Source organism: Hydrogenophaga intermedia (assembly GCF_000723405.1).
Lineage (GTDB): Bacteria > Pseudomonadota > Gammaproteobacteria > Burkholderiales > Burkholderiaceae_C > Hydrogenophaga > Hydrogenophaga intermedia.
In genome coordinates this window covers 70,457-85,896 of sequence record NZ_CCAE010000002.1, presented here as the reverse complement: position 1 = coordinate 85,896, position 15,440 = coordinate 70,457, and the positions used below count along the sequence as shown (strand labels likewise).

General features: G+C 67.4%; 13 protein-coding genes. 7 read left to right on the top strand and 6 right to left on the bottom strand.

Going from position 1 to position 15,440, the window contains the following annotated elements; translation table 11 throughout:
- Positions 1 to 62: 62 nt before the first annotated feature.
- From ccsB to BN948_RS01825, 3 genes are all read right to left on the bottom strand, one after another.
- Positions 63 to 1,430 carry a c-type cytochrome biogenesis protein CcsB gene (gene ccsB / locus BN948_RS01835; protein WP_009516445.1) on the bottom strand — a complete coding sequence of 456 codons (1,368 nt, stop codon included), beginning with the start codon at positions 1,428 to 1,430 and terminating at the stop codon, positions 63 to 65.
- Positions 1,431 to 1,434: 4 nt separating this feature from the next.
- Complete coding sequence (locus BN948_RS01830; RefSeq protein WP_009516444.1) at positions 1,435 to 3,594, bottom strand: cytochrome c biogenesis protein ResB; 2,160 nt, start codon at positions 3,592 to 3,594, stop codon at positions 1,435 to 1,437.
- A 178-nt stretch (positions 3,595 to 3,772) separates the two neighbouring features.
- Positions 3,773 to 4,387 carry a c-type cytochrome gene (locus tag BN948_RS01825; protein ID WP_009516443.1) on the bottom strand — a complete coding sequence of 205 codons (615 nt, stop codon included), beginning with the start codon at positions 4,385 to 4,387 and terminating at the stop codon, positions 3,773 to 3,775.
- Positions 4,388 to 4,488: 101 nt separating this feature from the next.
- Here BN948_RS01825 and yihA point away from each other — a divergent pair, with 101 nt between their 5' ends.
- Positions 4,489 to 5,190 (top strand): ribosome biogenesis GTP-binding protein YihA/YsxC, encoded by a 702-nt coding sequence (yihA, locus tag BN948_RS01820; RefSeq protein ID WP_009516442.1) that lies wholly within the window; start codon positions 4,489 to 4,491, stop codon positions 5,188 to 5,190.
- A gap of 82 nt (positions 5,191 to 5,272) precedes the next feature.
- On the opposite strand, the gene BN948_RS01815 is transcribed toward yihA, so the two are convergent.
- A complete protein-coding gene (locus BN948_RS01815; RefSeq protein ID WP_009516441.1) occupies positions 5,273 to 6,196 on the bottom strand; it encodes an LpxL/LpxP family acyltransferase in 924 nt (307 codons plus the stop codon).
- Positions 6,196 to 7,026 (bottom strand): lysophospholipid acyltransferase family protein, encoded by an 831-nt coding sequence (locus tag BN948_RS01810; protein ID WP_009516440.1) that lies wholly within the window; start codon positions 7,024 to 7,026, stop codon positions 6,196 to 6,198. Before BN948_RS01810 ends, BN948_RS01815 begins: the two co-directional genes overlap by 1 nt.
- Before the next feature lie 148 nt (positions 7,027 to 7,174).
- On the opposite strand from BN948_RS01810, the gene metK reads away from it, so the two are divergent.
- The 5 genes from metK (at position 7,175) to groL (ending at position 13,479) form a co-directional block, all read left to right on the top strand.
- Positions 7,175 to 8,359, top strand: coding sequence for a methionine adenosyltransferase (metK, locus tag BN948_RS01805; RefSeq protein ID WP_009516439.1), 1,185 nt, complete (start codon positions 7,175 to 7,177; stop codon positions 8,357 to 8,359).
- 173 nt (positions 8,360 to 8,532) lie between these two features.
- Positions 8,533 to 10,551 carry a PAS domain-containing sensor histidine kinase gene (locus BN948_RS01800; RefSeq protein WP_035620163.1) on the top strand — a complete coding sequence of 673 codons (2,019 nt, stop codon included), beginning with the start codon at positions 8,533 to 8,535 and terminating at the stop codon, positions 10,549 to 10,551.
- A gap of 44 nt (positions 10,552 to 10,595) precedes the next feature.
- Positions 10,596 to 11,360, top strand: coding sequence for an SDR family oxidoreductase (locus BN948_RS01795; RefSeq protein WP_009516437.1), 765 nt, complete (start codon positions 10,596 to 10,598; stop codon positions 11,358 to 11,360).
- Positions 11,361 to 11,509: 149 nt separating this feature from the next.
- Positions 11,510 to 11,800 carry a co-chaperone GroES gene (groES, locus tag BN948_RS01790; RefSeq protein WP_009516436.1) on the top strand — a complete coding sequence of 97 codons (291 nt, stop codon included), beginning with the start codon at positions 11,510 to 11,512 and terminating at the stop codon, positions 11,798 to 11,800.
- A 32-nt stretch (positions 11,801 to 11,832) separates the two neighbouring features.
- The gene (groL, locus tag BN948_RS01785; RefSeq protein ID WP_009516435.1) at positions 11,833 to 13,479 is read left to right on the top strand and encodes a chaperonin GroEL; all 1,647 of its coding nucleotides are present in this window, start codon (positions 11,833 to 11,835) and stop codon (positions 13,477 to 13,479) included.
- A 106-nt stretch (positions 13,480 to 13,585) separates the two neighbouring features.
- On the opposite strand, the gene tal is transcribed toward groL, so the two are convergent.
- Positions 13,586 to 14,527, bottom strand: coding sequence for a transaldolase (gene tal, locus BN948_RS01780; protein ID WP_009516434.1), 942 nt, complete (start codon positions 14,525 to 14,527; stop codon positions 13,586 to 13,588).
- 63 nt (positions 14,528 to 14,590) lie between these two features.
- Between tal and BN948_RS01775 the strand changes: the two genes are divergently transcribed.
- Entirely contained in the window at positions 14,591 to 15,439 is an 849-nt protein-coding gene (locus tag BN948_RS01775) for a MurR/RpiR family transcriptional regulator (RefSeq protein ID WP_009516433.1), read from the top strand.
- The last annotated feature ends 1 nt before the right edge of the window (position 15,440 follow it).

Here is a 15,440-nt window from a genome sequence, read left to right as displayed (position 1 = left end):
GGATGCCGCGCCCGCTGACCCATCAGTCGTCTGATCCGTCGAAACCTTACGCGGTTCCGGAATCAGAGTTCGCCGTAGCTGTGCAAACCCGACAGGAACATGTTGACGCCCAGGAAGGCGAAGGTGGTGATGACCAGGCCCACCAGCGCCCACCAGGCGGCCACGGTGCCGCGCAGGCCCTTCATCAACCGCATGTGCAGCCAGGCCGCGTAGTTCAGCCAGACGATCAACGCCCAGGTCTCCTTCGGGTCCCAGCTCCAGTAGCCGCCCCAGGCCTCAGCGGCCCAGAGAGCGCCTAGCACGGTGGCGATGGTGAAGAAGGCGAAACCGACCGCGATGGCCTTGTACATCACGTCGTCGAGCACCTCGAAGGCGGGCAGACGCGCCGCGATGCGCCCGCGCACCGACAGGATGCCCCCGACGATGAGGGCCGACACGCCGAAGTAGACGAACCAGTAGACACCGCCCTTGTCCGTGGCGCCCTGGCGGAACACCAGCGGCTCGAAGCACAGAACCACGCCCAGCAGCCACAGCGGCGCCAGCTTGTACCAGCGCGTCTCACCAGCGCTCTGCTTGATGAGGTAGGCGAAGGCCAGCATGGCCGCGATGGCGAAGGTGCCGTAGCCGATGAAGTTGGCCGGCACGTGCAGCTTCATCCACCAGCTCTGCAGCGCAGGCACCAGGGGCTGGATCTCGTGCGCCTCGCGAACCACCGTGTACCAGAGCAGAAAGCCCACGGCTGCGCTCACGATGAGCATGGCAAAGGCGCCCATGCGGCGCGTGTCGTACTGATCTTCGTAATACAGGTAGAAGGCCGCCGTCAGCCAGCAGAACAGCACGAACACCTCATAGAGGTTGCTGACCGGGATGTGGCCGATGCCCGGGCCGATCTGATGGCTTTCGTACCAGCGCACCAGCGAGCCGATGAGCGCCAGGCCCACCGCCACCCAGGCCAGGCGCGAGCCCAGGGCCTCGAAGGTGTCGCCCGCGCGGGTGAACATACCCAGCCAGTAGAAGGCCGTGCTCATGAAGAACAGCACGCTCATCCACAGGATGGCCGACTGGCTGGAGATGAAGTACTTGAGTAGGAAGACCTGGTCGCCGCGCGCCAGGTCGGCCCCGCCGCCGGGCGCCTGATAAAGCCAGATGGCCAGCAGGGCGAAAGCCGCCACCACCACCGACAACAGGCGCAGCGGGCGCCAGAACCAGCCCAGGCAGGCCAGGCTGGGCACGGCGCCGGCGAGGATCCACTTCTCGTAGATGTCCATGGCGCCGCCGTAGCGCTGGAAGGCCAGCAGGCCGCCGGCCAGCACGAGCGCGGCGAACAGCCAGTCCCAGCGGTCGCGGCGCGCGAAATAGCCCGGGGCCAGTGCGGCGCCGCCGGACGCCTTCTTGAGCTCGATGGTCTGGGAAGCGGTGGTGGTGTTCATGCGGTCACCTGGAGAGCAATCGGGTCTTGAGCTGGTCGAACTCGCGGTCGGCGTCCAGCGTCTTGCGGTTGGTGGACAAGGCCATGGCTGCCTGAGCGCCCTGCCCGGCCGGCGCCAGCCAGACCCACAGGCGGCGCTCACGGACGTAGAGCATGGCAAAGACGCCGATGATGAGCAACAGGCAGCCAAGGTAAACGACGGTCTTGCCCGGTGCGCGCGCCACCTGGAACACGCTGGCCTGCACGTGCGTGAAGTCCGCGAGCTGGAAGGCCATGGGCGCCGGGTAGAAGAAGGTGTCGGACAGGCTGATGACGGCCTGCGTCATGAAGCGCTGGGCGGGTTCGTCGCGCGGCAGCGGCGCCAGGCCGGCCTTCTCGCGGCAGAGCTGCAGCAACTCGAACAGGGTGCCGTTGAGAATGCGCACCAGCACGTCGCCGGCGCGCTCGCGCTCCGCGTCGGGCACGTTGGACTGCAGGAAGGCGGCCACGGCCTGCAGTCCGCCCTTGGGGTCGCTGCCGGCGGCGCCGTTCGCACCATTCGCACCATTCACGCCGGTGGCCGCATCGGCCACCGCGGTAACGCGCTCCGCGCCCGCGAAGAGCGCCAGCGCCCGCGAGGCCGAGGCCACCAGGGCCTGTTCCAGGTCGGCACGCCCCGGCTCCACCGACTGAGCGGCGTAGCGGCGCACAGCCTCCGCGCGCATGGCCGGGTCGTCGAGCGCGGCGCGCAGCCGCACGAAGCCATCCAGGCTGTCGTTCTCGTCGGCCGGCACGCGCAGGTAACGGAAGCTTTCCTGCGGCGTGTCGCGCAGGCCCAGCAGGTACACGCGCTGGCCGTCGAGTTCGACAGGCAGCATGTAGTTGTGGTACTCCACCGCCTGGCCCGCCGCATCGCGCAGCTTGTAGGTCACGCTGGGGCCCACGTTGCGCAGGGTTTTCTCGGTCACGGTCTTGTGCGCGGCGCCCAGGCGGCTTTCGATGGACTCGCGCAGATCGACCTTGCGCACGTCGGCCCCGCCGCCCGTGGCCGAGAAGTTCTCCACATTGATGACGCGCAGGCTGGTGAATTCCAGGCCCAGCTTCTCATCGCCGTTGCTGAGCTCGGTGGAGCCACCGATATTGCCTTCCACCTCGAACGACCGGGCGTGGCCGTTGATGGGCACGGCCTTGAGCTTCACCCGCGAGCCGCCGTCGTCGAAGCTGGACTGGTAGATGGCGACGCCGCGATGGAAGGCCGGGTGGTTCACCTCCACACGGGCTTCCTTTGTCTCGCCGGTCTCGCGGTCGTGGATCACGATCTCGCTGGCGAAGAGGCGCGGCATGCCGGTGTCGTAGTACTCGACAATGAATTTCTTGAGTTCGACGGAGAACGGCAGCTCCTGCAGCAGCACGCCGCCGGGCTGAGTGAGGATGGCCGTGCTGGAGGCCGTGCCTTCGGTGACCAGCAGGTTGCCGCGGAACGTGGGGTTGCTGGTGGACAGGCGGTGCTGCGCCGGCACGTCGGCGATCATCCCGCCGCCCTCATAGATCTGCTTGCCATTGAACCAGGTTTGGGCACGCACCATGAGGTCGCCATCGAGCAGGCCGCCCACGCACACCAGCACGATGGCGCTGTGCGCCGCGATGTAGCCCCACTTGTTGGCCGCGCCGGTTTTGGCGGCCACCATCCAGCCCATGCCCTGCGGCGTCTCGCGCGACTGCAGCTTGACCTTCCAGCCCGCGCCGAGCAGGGCCTGCCCCATCCGGTTCGCGGCGGCTTCGGGCGCTTCGGACAATTCGGCCTGCGCCTTGTGCGGGAAGGCCTTGAGGCTCTGCTCGCGGATGTTTTCCTTGTAGGCCTTGAGGTCGACCAGGATTTTGGGCGTGTTGCGCGCGATGCAAAGGCTGGTGCTGATCACCAGGAAGGCCAGGATCAGCAGGAACCACCAGGCGCTGTAGACGGTGTAGAGGTTCGCCGCCGCGAACACGTCGGCCCAGAACGGCCCGAACTGGTTGACGTAGTTATTGAAGGGCTCGTTCTGCTTGACCACCGTGCCGATGACCGAGGCGATGCAAATCACCGTCAGCAGCGAGATGGCGAAGCGCATCGACGACAGCAACTCGACCCATTCGCTCAGCCGCCGCGAAACGGAGCGCAATTGCAGGCCTTGGGTGGAGACGGTCATGACGAAAGCGTGGGGGGCAGAAAAAAAGGCGCGTCCCGAAACGGAAAGCGCCCTGTTCAGATGGGATTCGAGGCCGGCGGTTCAATTCACCAGAGGGCGGGCCGCATTGTGGGGCCAAACATCAACTGGTGCTTATATCCCGGACGGGCCGAGGGGGCGCGGACAGGCCGCGCGACGCTCAGCGCAGCCCGGCAATGTAGTCGGACACCGCCTTGATTTCGCGGTCGGTCATCTTGGCGGCAATGCCCATCATCTGGGCGTTGTTGGCGCGCGTGCCGTCGCGGAAGTGGCGCAGCTGCGTGTCGGTGTATTCGGCGTGCTGACCGGCGATGTGCGGGAACTGCGAGGGGATGCCGGCGCCGTTGGGGCTGTGGCAGCCCGCGCAGGCGGCGATGCCGCGGTCGGCCAGGCCGCCGCGGTAGATGCGCTCGCCCAGCTTCACGAGTTCGGCGTCGGAGGCGAAGCCCTCCTTGGCTTTCTGCGAAGCGAGCCAGTAAGCGATGTTGCGCATGTCGTCATCGGACAGCGAAGCCGCCATGCCTTGCATGATGGCGTTCTTGCGCTTGCCAGACTTGTATTCCTGCAATTGCTTGACGAGGTACTCGGGGTGCTGCTGCGCCAGCTTGGGGTTGGCCGGCGTGGTCGAGTTGCCGTCGGCAGCGTGGCAGGCCACGCACACGGCGCCGTAGGAAGCTGCGCCCTTGGCCAGGTCGGGCTTGGCCGACTGCGCGTTTGCGCTCAGGGACAGGGCGGCGGCCGCGGCAGCGACCAGGAGGGAGGCATGCAATTTCATGTCGGGCTGTCGTTGCGGTCGACGGATACGTGGGGGCCGAATCGATGTTCGGCTGGACAAAACCGCCGGATTTTACAATGCACCCCCAACCCGGTTCCCCAATGACCCACAACCCTGCTGCAGACCCCGGCCGAGACCCGCGCCTGGCCCATGGCTGGCTGCACACCGCCCGCTTCCTCACCACCGCCCCGCAACTGGAGCACCTCCCGGCCTTGGAGGTGCCCGAGATCGCCTTTGTCGGGCGCTCGAACGCGGGCAAATCCACGGCGATCAACACGCTCACTCAGCAAAAGCGCCTGGCCTTCGCCTCCAAGACGCCCGGGCGCACACAAGCCATCAACCTGTTCTCGCTGGGCAAGCAGGGCGTCACCGACGCGGTGCTTGCCGACCTGCCGGGCTACGGCTACGCCGCGGTACCCCGCGAGGCCAAGCTGCGCTGGCAGCGCGTGATGGGCAACTACCTGCTCACGCGGCCCAATCTGGCGGCGGTGGTGCTGCTGGTGGACCCGCGCCTGGGGCTGACCGAGCTCGACGAGACCCTTCTGGAAGCCATCCGCCCGCGCGTTGAGCAGGGGCTGAAGTTCCTGCTGCTGCTCACCAAGGCCGACAAGCTCACCCGCACCGAAGCCAACAAGGCGCTGGCCATCGCCAAGCTGCAGTCGGCCGGTGGCGAGGCGCGGCTGTTCTCAGCGCTGAAGAAGCAAGGGCTGGACGAGGTGGCGACGCTGCTGTGGCGCTGGTCTCACGAGCCGGCTGCCACGGCCGACGGGACCGACAACGACGAGCCGGACGCAGTGGACTGACCCGGAGACACCGCGGAACCGGCTTTGCCGGGCCGCAGGTGTCGCCCCCTTGAGGGGGTCGCGCAAAGCGCGGCGGGGGTGGTCACATCAAATAAAAAGGCGGCGCCCCCGGCGGGCGCGTCTTGAAGCGCTTGTGCACCCAGTAGTACTGCTCGGGCATGTCGGCGATGAATGCCTCCAGCCGGCGGTTCATCTCGGCGGTATCGGCGGTCACGTCGCCCGTGGGGTAGTCCAGCCAGGGGGAGTGCACCGTGACCTCGTAGCCGTCGGGCACCAGCCGCGCCGTCACCGGCACCACCTGGGCGCCACCCAGACGCGCCAGCCGCGGCAGCGACGTGAGCGTGGCCGCCGGCACACCGAAAAACGGCACGAAGACCGCGTCGCGCTCGCCATGGTCCATGTCGGGCAGCAGGTACAGCGGCAGGCCCTCGCGCAGGGCGGTGGCCAGTGCGCGCAGGCCCTGGCGCTTGCCCACCACGTGCGGGTTGCCGAAGCGCTGTCGGCCCTCGGCCATCCAGCGGTCCACGTCGGCGTTGAGCTGCTCGGCGTACAGGCCGCAGAAGCGGCGCGAAAGGTGCGCGGTCAGCGCCGTCCAGCCGGCGTCCATGCCCACGAAATGCGGCGCGAAGATCACCGTGGGTGACTGGCCTTCCAGGGCGTCCAGGTCGCCGCGCAGCAACAGGCGGTGCCTGACCACATGGCCCGGCGCCTCCCAGAGCCAGCTGCGGTCCAGCCAGGCCTGGGCGAAATAGACGAAATGGCGCCGGATGGCGGCGTCGCGCTCGGCCTCGGAGTGATCGGGGAAGCAGGCCGCCCAGTTGGTGCGCGCGATCCGGCGGCGGCGCGCGGCGACCGCATGCAGCACGCTGCCCAGCGCCCAGCCCAGGGCGCGTACCCACGACAGGGGCAGGCGCGCCAGCAGGCGCATGACGCCCAACCCCAGCCGGTTGCTCAGGCGGGCCTGCGGCGCGGTGTCTGGCGCGGGGGACGGGGTGGAAGACGGCATCAGCGCGGCTGCTTGTAGCGGTCGTACGACCACAGGTACTGGGCGGGCGATTCTCGCACCAGGGATTCCATGGCCGCGTTGACGGCGCAAGCCGCCGCCAGGGGATCGGCCGGCAGCGGTTCGGCCAGCGGGCGCACGTGCACCACGTAGCCCTGGCCCCAGGGCAGGCGCTCGCCCCAGCTCAGCAGCACCTGGGTGTCGGCCGAGCGCGCCAGGCGGGCCGACAGGGTCATGGTGTAGGCGTCGCGCCCGAAGAACGGCGCCCAGACGCCCAGGCCCCTGGGCGGCACCTGATCGGGCAGCAGCCCCACGGCTTCGCCCGACTTGAGCGCCTGCACCAGTTGGCGCACGCCCGACAGCGTGGTGGGTGCCGTGCGCAGGCCTGGCCGCTCGCGCGAATGGTCCACCAGCTCGCGCAGCCAGGGCTGTCGCGCGGGGCGGAACAGCACTGTCATGGGTCGATCGGCGCCGAAGCGGGCGGCATAGGCCTGGGCGGTGATCTCGAAACAGCCCAGGTGCGGCGTGAGGAACAGCAGCCCGCGCCCGGCGGCCATCGCGATCTCGATGTGCTCGACGCCGTTCCAGCGCACCGGTACCGGCGCGCCCAGCCAGAGTCGCGGCAGTTCGGTCACGAGTTTGCCCGCCTCGGCCACCGACCGCCAGGCCACGCCGGCCGGCATACCGGCCTGGCGGGCGTTGGCCATCAGGCGCCGCCGGTAGCGCGGCGACAGCAGGAAGCTCAGCCAGCCCAGCAGCAGCCCCGCGCCGTGCAGCACGGGCAGTGGCAAGCGGCTGCCGAGTGTGAAGAAAAGACGGATCAGCGTGGCCAAGGAGGGGTGCCAGCGCGACCGGCTGCACTAGAATCGCCGGATCGCCGAGTTGATGAACTGATTGCGGGGCGATTCACAAATACCGCTAAAGCGTTCGCCGACTTCTGACAGACCGGCAACGCCGATCCGACAAACCTCAGGAGTTTAAATGGCGAGCGATTTCCTCTTCACGTCCGAATCCGTGTCCGAAGGCCACCCCGACAAGGTGGCGGACCAGATTTCCGACGCCATCCTCGATGCGATCTTCGAACAGGACCCGCGCAGCCGCGTGGCCGCGGAGACCCTGACCAACACCGGTCTCGTGGTGCTGGCCGGCGAGATCACCACCAACGCCCACGTCGACTACATCCAGGTCGCGCGCGACACCATCAAGCGCATCGGCTACGACAACACCGACTACGGCATCGACTACAAGGGCTGCGCGGTCATGGTCTGCTACGACAAGCAGTCCAACGACATCGCCCAGGGCGTGGATCACGCCTCCGACGACCACCTGAACACCGGCGCCGGCGACCAGGGCCTGATGTTCGGCTACGCCTGCGACGAGACGCCCGAGCTGATGCCGGCGCCCATCTACTACGCGCACCGTCTGGTCGAGCGCCAGGCGCAGTTGCGCAAGGACGGCCGCCTGCCCTTCCTGCGCCCGGATGCCAAGAGCCAGGTGACCATGCGCTACGTCGATGGCAAGCCGCACAGCATCGACACCGTGGTGCTCTCCACCCAGCACTCGCCCGACCAGAGCGAGTCGCCCACCAAGATGAAGGCCAGCTTCAACGAGGCCATCATCGAAGAGATCATCAAGCCGGTGCTGCCCAAGGAGTGGCTCAAGGACACCAAATACCTGATCAACCCCACCGGCCGCTTCGTCATCGGCGGTCCTCAGGGCGACTGCGGCCTGACCGGCCGCAAGATCATCGTGGACACCTACGGCGGTGCCTGCCCGCACGGCGGCGGCGCATTCTCCGGCAAGGACCCGTCCAAGGTGGACCGATCAGCCGCCTACGCCGCGCGCTACGTGGCCAAGAACATCGTCAAGGCCGGCCTGGCTCGTCAGTGCCAGATCCAGGTCGCCTACGCCATCGGCGTGGCGCGCCCCATGAACATCACGGTCTACACCGAAGGCACGGGCGTCATCCCCGACGAGCAAATCGCCCAACTCGTGCAGGAACATTTCGACCTGCGCCCGAAAGGCATCATCCAGATGCTGGACCTGCTGCGCCCGATCTACGGCAAGACCGCCGCCTACGGTCACTTCGGCCGGGAAGAGCCGGAGTTCAGCTGGGAAAAAACCGACAAGGCAGCCACGCTGCGAGCCGCCGCCGGCCTGAAGTAAGCCGAAACGCTTCACACCAAGCCCCGCCGGCGAGAGCCCGCGGGGCTTTTTCGTGGAGAAATGCGCTGGAAACACCCCGCTATTGCTGGGCGGACTGGCTGAATTTTTCCGTTTGGCATCCGATATCTACCGGCAAGGACCCCTTTCGCCGAGTCAACCGTATCGGAGCCTCCATGGAGATCGACCTGCCCCTCACCGGCCCCGCCTGCGACAGCGCTGACGGCCTGTTCGACCATGCCCCCTGCGGCTTGATCGCACTGGACGCCGAGCTGCACTGCCTGCGCGCCAATGGCACGCTGCTGCACTGGCTCGGCCACGCCGACGCACCGGCCCACGCCCTGGCGGACGTGTTCGAGCCCGCCGACCATGGCAGCCAGCAGCAGGTTCGCCTGCACCTGGACCTGCTGCGCCAGACCGGTGAAACCCAGACACTCGACCTGAGCCTGCGCCGTGCCGATGGCAGAGTGTTCCGGGCGCGCATGACCTCGTCGGCCAGACTCGACACCGATGGCCATTTCCTGCACAGCAGCAGCCTGGTGGTGCCCGCCCCCGAACCCTCGCCCCCCACGGACACCGTCGCCTCGCCCACCGAAGCCTTGCTGCGCGGCGTGACCGACCGCATCCCCGCGCGCCTCGCTTACTACGACAAAGACCTGGTGTGCCGCTTTGCCAACCTGGCGCACGCCGCACGCTACGGCAAGCGGCCCGATCAGATGGTGGGCTCGCACCTGAGCGATGTGGTCCGACCCGACGTGCTGCCCGAGATCCTCCCGCGCGTGGCGGCCGCTCTCAGTGGCCAGCGCCAGACCTTCGAAGCCGAGCGCCTGGACGCCGGGGGGCAGCGCTGCTATTTCGAGATCCACTACATCCCCGACCAGCAGGGTGAGGAGGTCCGGGGCATCTTCATCGAACTGCACGACATCAGCGAGCGGCGCCGCACCGAAGAACTGGTGCTCAACGCCAACCGCGACCTCGAGGACCGCGTGCGCGAACGCACCAGCGAGCTCTACGACAGCGAGCAGCGCTATCGACTCATGGTCGATGCGCTGCAGGACTACTGCATTTATTTCGTCGACGATGGCGGCCGCATCACCGAATGGACCGAAAGCGCGCAGCGTCTGCACGGCCACGCGCGCCCACAGATCCTGGGCCAGAGCTTTGCCGCGCTGATGAGCAGTGACAACGCTGGCGAGGACGAGGTCGATCCCGCCCAGGTGCTGCGCCTGGCCAAGTCGCACGGCCAGTGGGAATCGCGCGGCTGGCGACTGCGCGAGGACGGCTCGCGCTTCTGGGCCCACTCGGTGGTGACCGCGCTGCGCAACGAGCAGGGCGAGCTGCGCGGCCTCTCGTGCATCACGCGCGACATGACCGCGGCCAAGAACCTTGAAGACGTGATGAACGACCTCAATCGGGAGTTGGAAAAGCGCGTGGCCGAGCGCACGCGCCAGTTGGTGGCCGCGAACAAGGACCTGGACGTCTTCTCGCACATGGTCTCGCACGACCTGCGCGCGCCGCTGCGCCACATCTCCAGCTTCACCGGCCTGCTCAACGAGCAGCTCGGTGAGTCGGAGGACGCCATGGTCCAGCAGTGCTTGCAGTCCATCGGCAAATCGACCAAGCGCATGAGCCAGATGATCGAGGGCCTGCTGGAGTACGCGCGGCTTGGCCGCGTATCGGTGGAGTCGCAGCCCGTGCCGCTGAGCCCGCTGCTGCATGGCGTCATCGCCCACCTGCGCCAGGAAAACGCGCAGCGCCAGATCGAGTGGGTCATCGAGCCCGATCTGCCTATGGTGCGCGGCGACGCCATGCTGCTGGCCCAGGCGTGGGGCAACCTGCTCGACAACGCCGTGAAGTACACGCGCAAGCACCCCAAGGCGCGCATCGAGGTGGGGTGCAAGGTCAACCCGGTGGGTGGGCACATGTTCTACGTCAGCGACAACGGCGCGGGCTTCGACCTGGAGAAGGCACACAACCTGTTCGTCATGTTCCAGCGCCAGCACCATTCGATGGATTTCGAGGGCAACGGCACCGGCCTGGCACTGACGCAGCGCATCATCGAACGCCACGAAGGCCGTATCTGGTGCGAAACCGCGCCGGGCCGCGGCTGCACCTTCTATTTCACGCTGCCCTTTGACGGCCCGGAGCACGCGCCCGAGTTCACCGCCTCGGCCATGGCCGCGCTGGCGGCCTGAGCGCGGCACTGGCCCACCGTGGTGGGCCGGGATAATCCCCGGCCATGCCCTCCCCCGCCACCCTGTTCGATCTCGGGGCGCGCACCGCCCTCGTCACCGGCGCGGCGCGCGGCCTGGGCCGGGCCATCGCCCAGGGCCTGGCCGCTCACGGTGCGCGCGTCTGGCTCGGTGGCCGCGACGAAGCCGCCCTGCAAGCCGTGGCCGAGACCATCGGCCCGAATGCCCGCCCGCTGCCTTTCGACGTGACCGACCATGCCGCCACCAGCGCCGCCATCACCCGCGTGCTGGCCGAGGGCAGCCGACTCGACATCGTGGTCAACACCGTGGGCCAGCGCCGCCGTGAACCGCTGCAGGCCCTGCCCGCCCAGGCGCTGCGCGAGATGCTGGAAACCAACCTGGTGGCCGCCTGGCACCTCTGCCGCGAGGCCAGCGAGCCCATGCGGCGTCAGGGCCACGGCCGGCTGATCAACATCACCTCCATCGCCGGCCCGCTGGCGCGGGCCGGCGATGCGGCCTACACCACCAGCAAGGGCGGCCTGGAGGCCATGACCCGCGCGCTGGCGGCCGAGCTGGGGCCGCACGGCATCACGGTCAACGCCATTGCGCCGGGCTACTTCGCCACGGAAACCAACGCGGCCATGGTGGACGACCCCGGCGTGGCCGACTGGCTGCAGCGGCGCACGTCCATCGGCCGCTGGGGCCGACCCGAGGAAATCGCCGCTGCCGCGGTGTTCCTGGCCTCGGACGCCGCCAGCTACGTCACCGGCCAGGTGGTGGCGGTGGACGGCGGCTACCTGGCGCATTTTTGAGAGGCGTCCATGTGGCGCCGCCTTGAAAACCCCGGACCCGGCCTCCACCATTAGCACTCGCTGGCGCTGAGTGCTAACATCCGCGCCCGTGCCCCGGCTCAGTGCCGTGGCCCCCCTTTTCCTAGCCCCTTTTCCATTCAGGAGATGCAATGAAACTTCAGCCTCTCGGCGACCGCGTGATCGTCAAGCGCGTGGACAGCGAAACCAAAACCGCCTCGGGCATCGTCATCCCCGATGCCGCTGCCGAGAAACCCGACCAGGGCGAAGTCCTGGCCGTGGGCCCGGGCAAGACCAACGACAAGGGCGAGATCAAGGCACTGACCGTCAAGGTCGGCGACCGCGTCCTGTTCGGCAAGTACAGCGGCCAGACCGTCAAGGTCGATGGCGACGAGTTGCTCGTCATGAAGGAAGACGACCTGTTCGCGGTCGTCGTGAAGTAAATCCCCCCTGATTCGTATTGAAGGAGCCAAACATGGCAGCTAAAGACGTGGTTTTCGGCGGCGAAGCGCGCGCCCGCATGGTCGAAGGTGTGAACATCCTGGCCAACGCAGTGAAAGTGACCCTGGGCCCCAAGGGCCGCAACGTGGTGCTCGAGCGCTCGTTCGGCGCACCCACCGTCACCAAGGACGGTGTATCGGTCGCGAAAGAGATCGAACTCAAGGACAAGCTCCAGAACATGGGCGCGCAGATGGTCAAGGAAGTCGCTTCCAAGACCAGCGACAACGCCGGTGACGGCACCACCACCGCCACCGTGCTGGCCCAGGCCATCGTGCGCGAAGGCATGAAGTACGTGGCCGCCGGCATGAACCCCATGGACCTCAAGCGCGGTATCGACAAGGCCGTCGAGGCCCTGATCGCCGAGCTCAAGAAGGCCTCCAAGGCCACCACCACGAGCAAGGAAATCGCCCAGGTCGGCTCTATCTCCGCCAACTCCGACGAGTCGATCGGCAAGATCATCGCCGACGCCATGGACAAGGTCGGCAAGGAAGGCGTGATCACCGTTGAAGACGGCAAGAGCCTGCAGAACGAACTCGACGTCGTCGAGGGCATGCAGTTCGACCGCGGCTACCTCTCGCCCTACTTCATCAACAACCCCGAGAAGCAGTCCGCCCTGCTGGACAACCCCTTCGTGCTGCTGTTCGACAAGAAGATCAGCAACATCCGTGACCTGCTGCCCACGCTGGAGCAAGTCGCCAAGGCCGGCCGTCCGCTGCTGATCATTGCCGAAGAAGTCGAGGGCGAAGCCCTGGCCACCCTGGTGGTCAACACCATCCGCGGCATCCTCAAGGTCGTGGCCGTCAAGGCGCCTGGCTTCGGTGACCGCCGCAAGGCCATGCTGGAAGACATCGCCATCCTCACCGGCGGCAAGGTCATCGCTGAAGAAGTGGGTCTGACGCTCGAGAAGGTCACCCTGGCCGACCTGGGCCAGGCCAAGCGCATCGAAGTGGGCAAGGAAAACACCACCATCATCGACGGTGCCGGCGCCGCCGCCGACATCGAGGCCCGCGTGAAGCAAGTGCGCGTGCAGATCGAGGAAGCGACCAGCGACTACGACCGCGAGAAGCTGCAAGAGCGCGTGGCCAAGCTGGCCGGTGGCGTGGCCGTGATCAAGGTTGGCGCCGCCACCGAGGTCGAGATGAAAGAGAAAAAGGCCCGCGTGGAAGACGCCCTGCACGCCACGCGCGCTGCGGTGGAAGAAGGCATCGTGGCCGGTGGTGGCGTGGCCCTCCTGCGCGCCCGCCAGGCCGCTGGCGCCATCAAGGGCGACAACCCCGACCAGGACGCCGGCATCAAGCTGGTGCTGAAAGCGATCGAAGCGCCCCTGCGCGAGATCGTGGCCAACGCCGGTGGCGAACCGAGCGTGGTGGTCAACGCCATCCTGGCTGGCAAGGGCAACTACGGCTTCAACGCCGCCAACGACACCTACGGCGACATGATCGAGATGGGCATCCTGGACCCCACCAAGGTGACCCGCACCGCGCTGCAGAACGCTGCCTCGGTGTCCAGCCTGATGCTGACGACCGAAGCCATGGTCGCCGAGTCCCCGAAGGACGACGCACCGGCCATGCCGGGTGGCGGCATGGGTGACATGGGTGGCATGGGCGGAATGGGTATGTAAAACCCTTGGCCTGTGGAAGCGCTCCGGCGCTTCCCGCGCGCCAACAAAAAAGCCCCGCGAGCAATCGCGGGGCTTTTTAATTTATGGCGTTCGCCGCCCGCAGGCTTCAAACCATCAGCGCTTCAAGCTTGACCGTGTCGGCCGCAAAGGCACGGATGCCTTCGGCGAGCTTCTCGGTGGCCATGGCGTCCTCGTTCAGCGCGTAGCGGAACCCCGCCTCGTCGTACCGCACCGGCGCAATGTCCAGGCCTTTGGCGGCCTGGGCATCAAGCGCACGCGACAGCGGCGCCTCGCTCGCCGCCAATTGGGCCAGCAGCTCGGGACTGATGGTGAGCAGGTCGCAGCCCGCGAGCGCGGTGATCTGGCCCACGTTGCGGAAGCTCGCACCCATCACCTCGGTGGCGATGCCATGGCGCTTGTAGAACTCGAAGATCCGCCGCACGGAACGCACGCCAGGATCATTGGCCTCGGCGTTGGCGGTCTCGTCCCATTGAGCGCCGGCCTGCTTCTTGTACCAGTCGTAGATGCGGCCCACGAAGGGGGAGATGAGGCGCACGCCGGCCTGGCCGCAGGCCACGGCCTGGGGAAAGGAGAACAGCAGGGTGAGGTTGCAGTGGACGCCCTCGCGCTCCAGTTGCTCGGCCGCGCGGATGCCCTCCCACGTGGCCGCGATCTTGATCAGGACTCGGTCGCTGTCCACGCCCTCGGCCCGGTACAGCGCGATCAGCCGGCGCGCGCGCGCCAGCGTGGCCTCTGTGTCGAAGCTCAGGCGCGCATCGACCTCGGTGGACACGCGCCCGGGGATGAGTTGCAGGATCTCGACCCCGAAGCGCACCAGCAGTCGGTTCATCAGCTCCACCTTGTCGGCCACCCCATGCTGCGCGATGGCCTCGGCCAGCAGCGGCGCGTACTCGGGCTTCTGCACCGCTTTCAGGATGAGCGAGGGATTGGTGGTGGCATCCTGGGGGGCGTAGGCCGCCAGTTGCTTGAAGTCGCCGGTGTCGGCGACCACGGTGGTGAACTGTTTGAGGGCGTCGAGCTGGTTCATGGCCGGATTATCGCCTCCGGTGGCAATAAAATTTCAGTCCTTCGGACCACTGGGTAACACGCCATGCTCGACCGCATCAAGGCCTCGCTGCCCTCGCTCGCCCCGGCCGAACAGCGCGTGGCCAAGCTCGTGCTGCAGGATCCGCGCAGCTTCGCGGGCCTGCCGGTGAGCGAGCTCGCCGAGCGCGCTCACGTGAGCAAGCCCACGGTGGTGCGCTTTTGCCGCAGCATGGGCTACGACGGGCTGTCGGACTTCAAGCTCAAGCTGGCGGGCACGGTGAGCGAGGGAGTGCCCTTCATCCACCGCAGCGTGGACGCCGACGACAAGACCAGCGACGTGATGGTCAAGCTGATCGACAACACCGTGGCCGCCTTCCTCAAGTACCGCAACGACGCCTCCCACCACGCGATCGAGCGCGCGGTGGACGCGCTCATGGCGACGTGGAAGGGCAAGGGCCGCATCGAGTTCTATGGCGCCGGCAACTCCGGCATCGTGGCGCAGGACGCGCAGCACAAGTTCTTCCGACTGGGCATCAACGCCGTGGCCTACAGCGACGGTCACATGCAGGTAATGGGCGCGTCGCTGCTGAGCCCGGGCGACTGCCTGGTGATCGTGTCGAACTCCGGCCGCACGCGCGACCTCATGGACGCCGCCGACATCGCGCGTCGCCACGGCGCGACGGTGATCACCGTCACCACCAGCGGCTCACCGCTGGCGCAGGCGGGGCACATCCACCTGTCTGCCGACCACCCCGAAGGCTACGACCGCTACAGCCCCATGACCTCGCGCCTGATGCACCTGATGGTGATCGACATCATGGCCACCTGCCTGGCGCTGCGCATCGGTGGCGCCAAGCTGCAGCCGCTGTTGCGCGAGATGAAGAACAACCTGCGGAACAAGCGCTACGCCTGAA

What these genes read in the sequence shown, in the direction of transcription:
- tal (WP_009516434.1), bottom strand. Translation starts at nt 14,527, where the DNA reads ATGAACCAGCTCGACGCCCTCAAACAGTTCACCACCGTGGTCGCCGAC.
- metK (WP_009516439.1), top strand. Translation starts at nt 7,175, where the DNA reads ATGGCGAGCGATTTCCTCTTCACGTCCGAATCCGTGTCCGAAGGCCAC.
- BN948_RS01775 (WP_009516433.1), top strand. Translation starts at nt 14,591, where the DNA reads ATGCTCGACCGCATCAAGGCCTCGCTGCCCTCGCTCGCCCCGGCCGAA.
- BN948_RS01795 (WP_009516437.1), top strand. Translation starts at nt 10,596, where the DNA reads ATGCCCTCCCCCGCCACCCTGTTCGATCTCGGGGCGCGCACCGCCCTC.
- groL (WP_009516435.1), top strand. Translation starts at nt 11,833, where the DNA reads ATGGCAGCTAAAGACGTGGTTTTCGGCGGCGAAGCGCGCGCCCGCATG.
- ccsB (WP_009516445.1), bottom strand. Translation starts at nt 1,430, where the DNA reads ATGAACACCACCACCGCTTCCCAGACCATCGAGCTCAAGAAGGCGTCC.
- BN948_RS01815 (WP_009516441.1), bottom strand. Translation starts at nt 6,196, where the DNA reads ATGCCGTCTTCCACCCCGTCCCCCGCGCCAGACACCGCGCCGCAGGCC.
- yihA (WP_009516442.1), top strand. Translation starts at nt 4,489, where the DNA reads ATGACCCACAACCCTGCTGCAGACCCCGGCCGAGACCCGCGCCTGGCC.
- BN948_RS01800 (WP_035620163.1), top strand. Translation starts at nt 8,533, where the DNA reads ATGGAGATCGACCTGCCCCTCACCGGCCCCGCCTGCGACAGCGCTGAC.
- BN948_RS01825 (WP_009516443.1), bottom strand. Translation starts at nt 4,387, where the DNA reads ATGAAATTGCATGCCTCCCTCCTGGTCGCTGCCGCGGCCGCCGCCCTG.
- BN948_RS01830 (WP_009516444.1), bottom strand. Translation starts at nt 3,594, where the DNA reads ATGACCGTCTCCACCCAAGGCCTGCAATTGCGCTCCGTTTCGCGGCGG.
- groES (WP_009516436.1), top strand. Translation starts at nt 11,510, where the DNA reads ATGAAACTTCAGCCTCTCGGCGACCGCGTGATCGTCAAGCGCGTGGAC.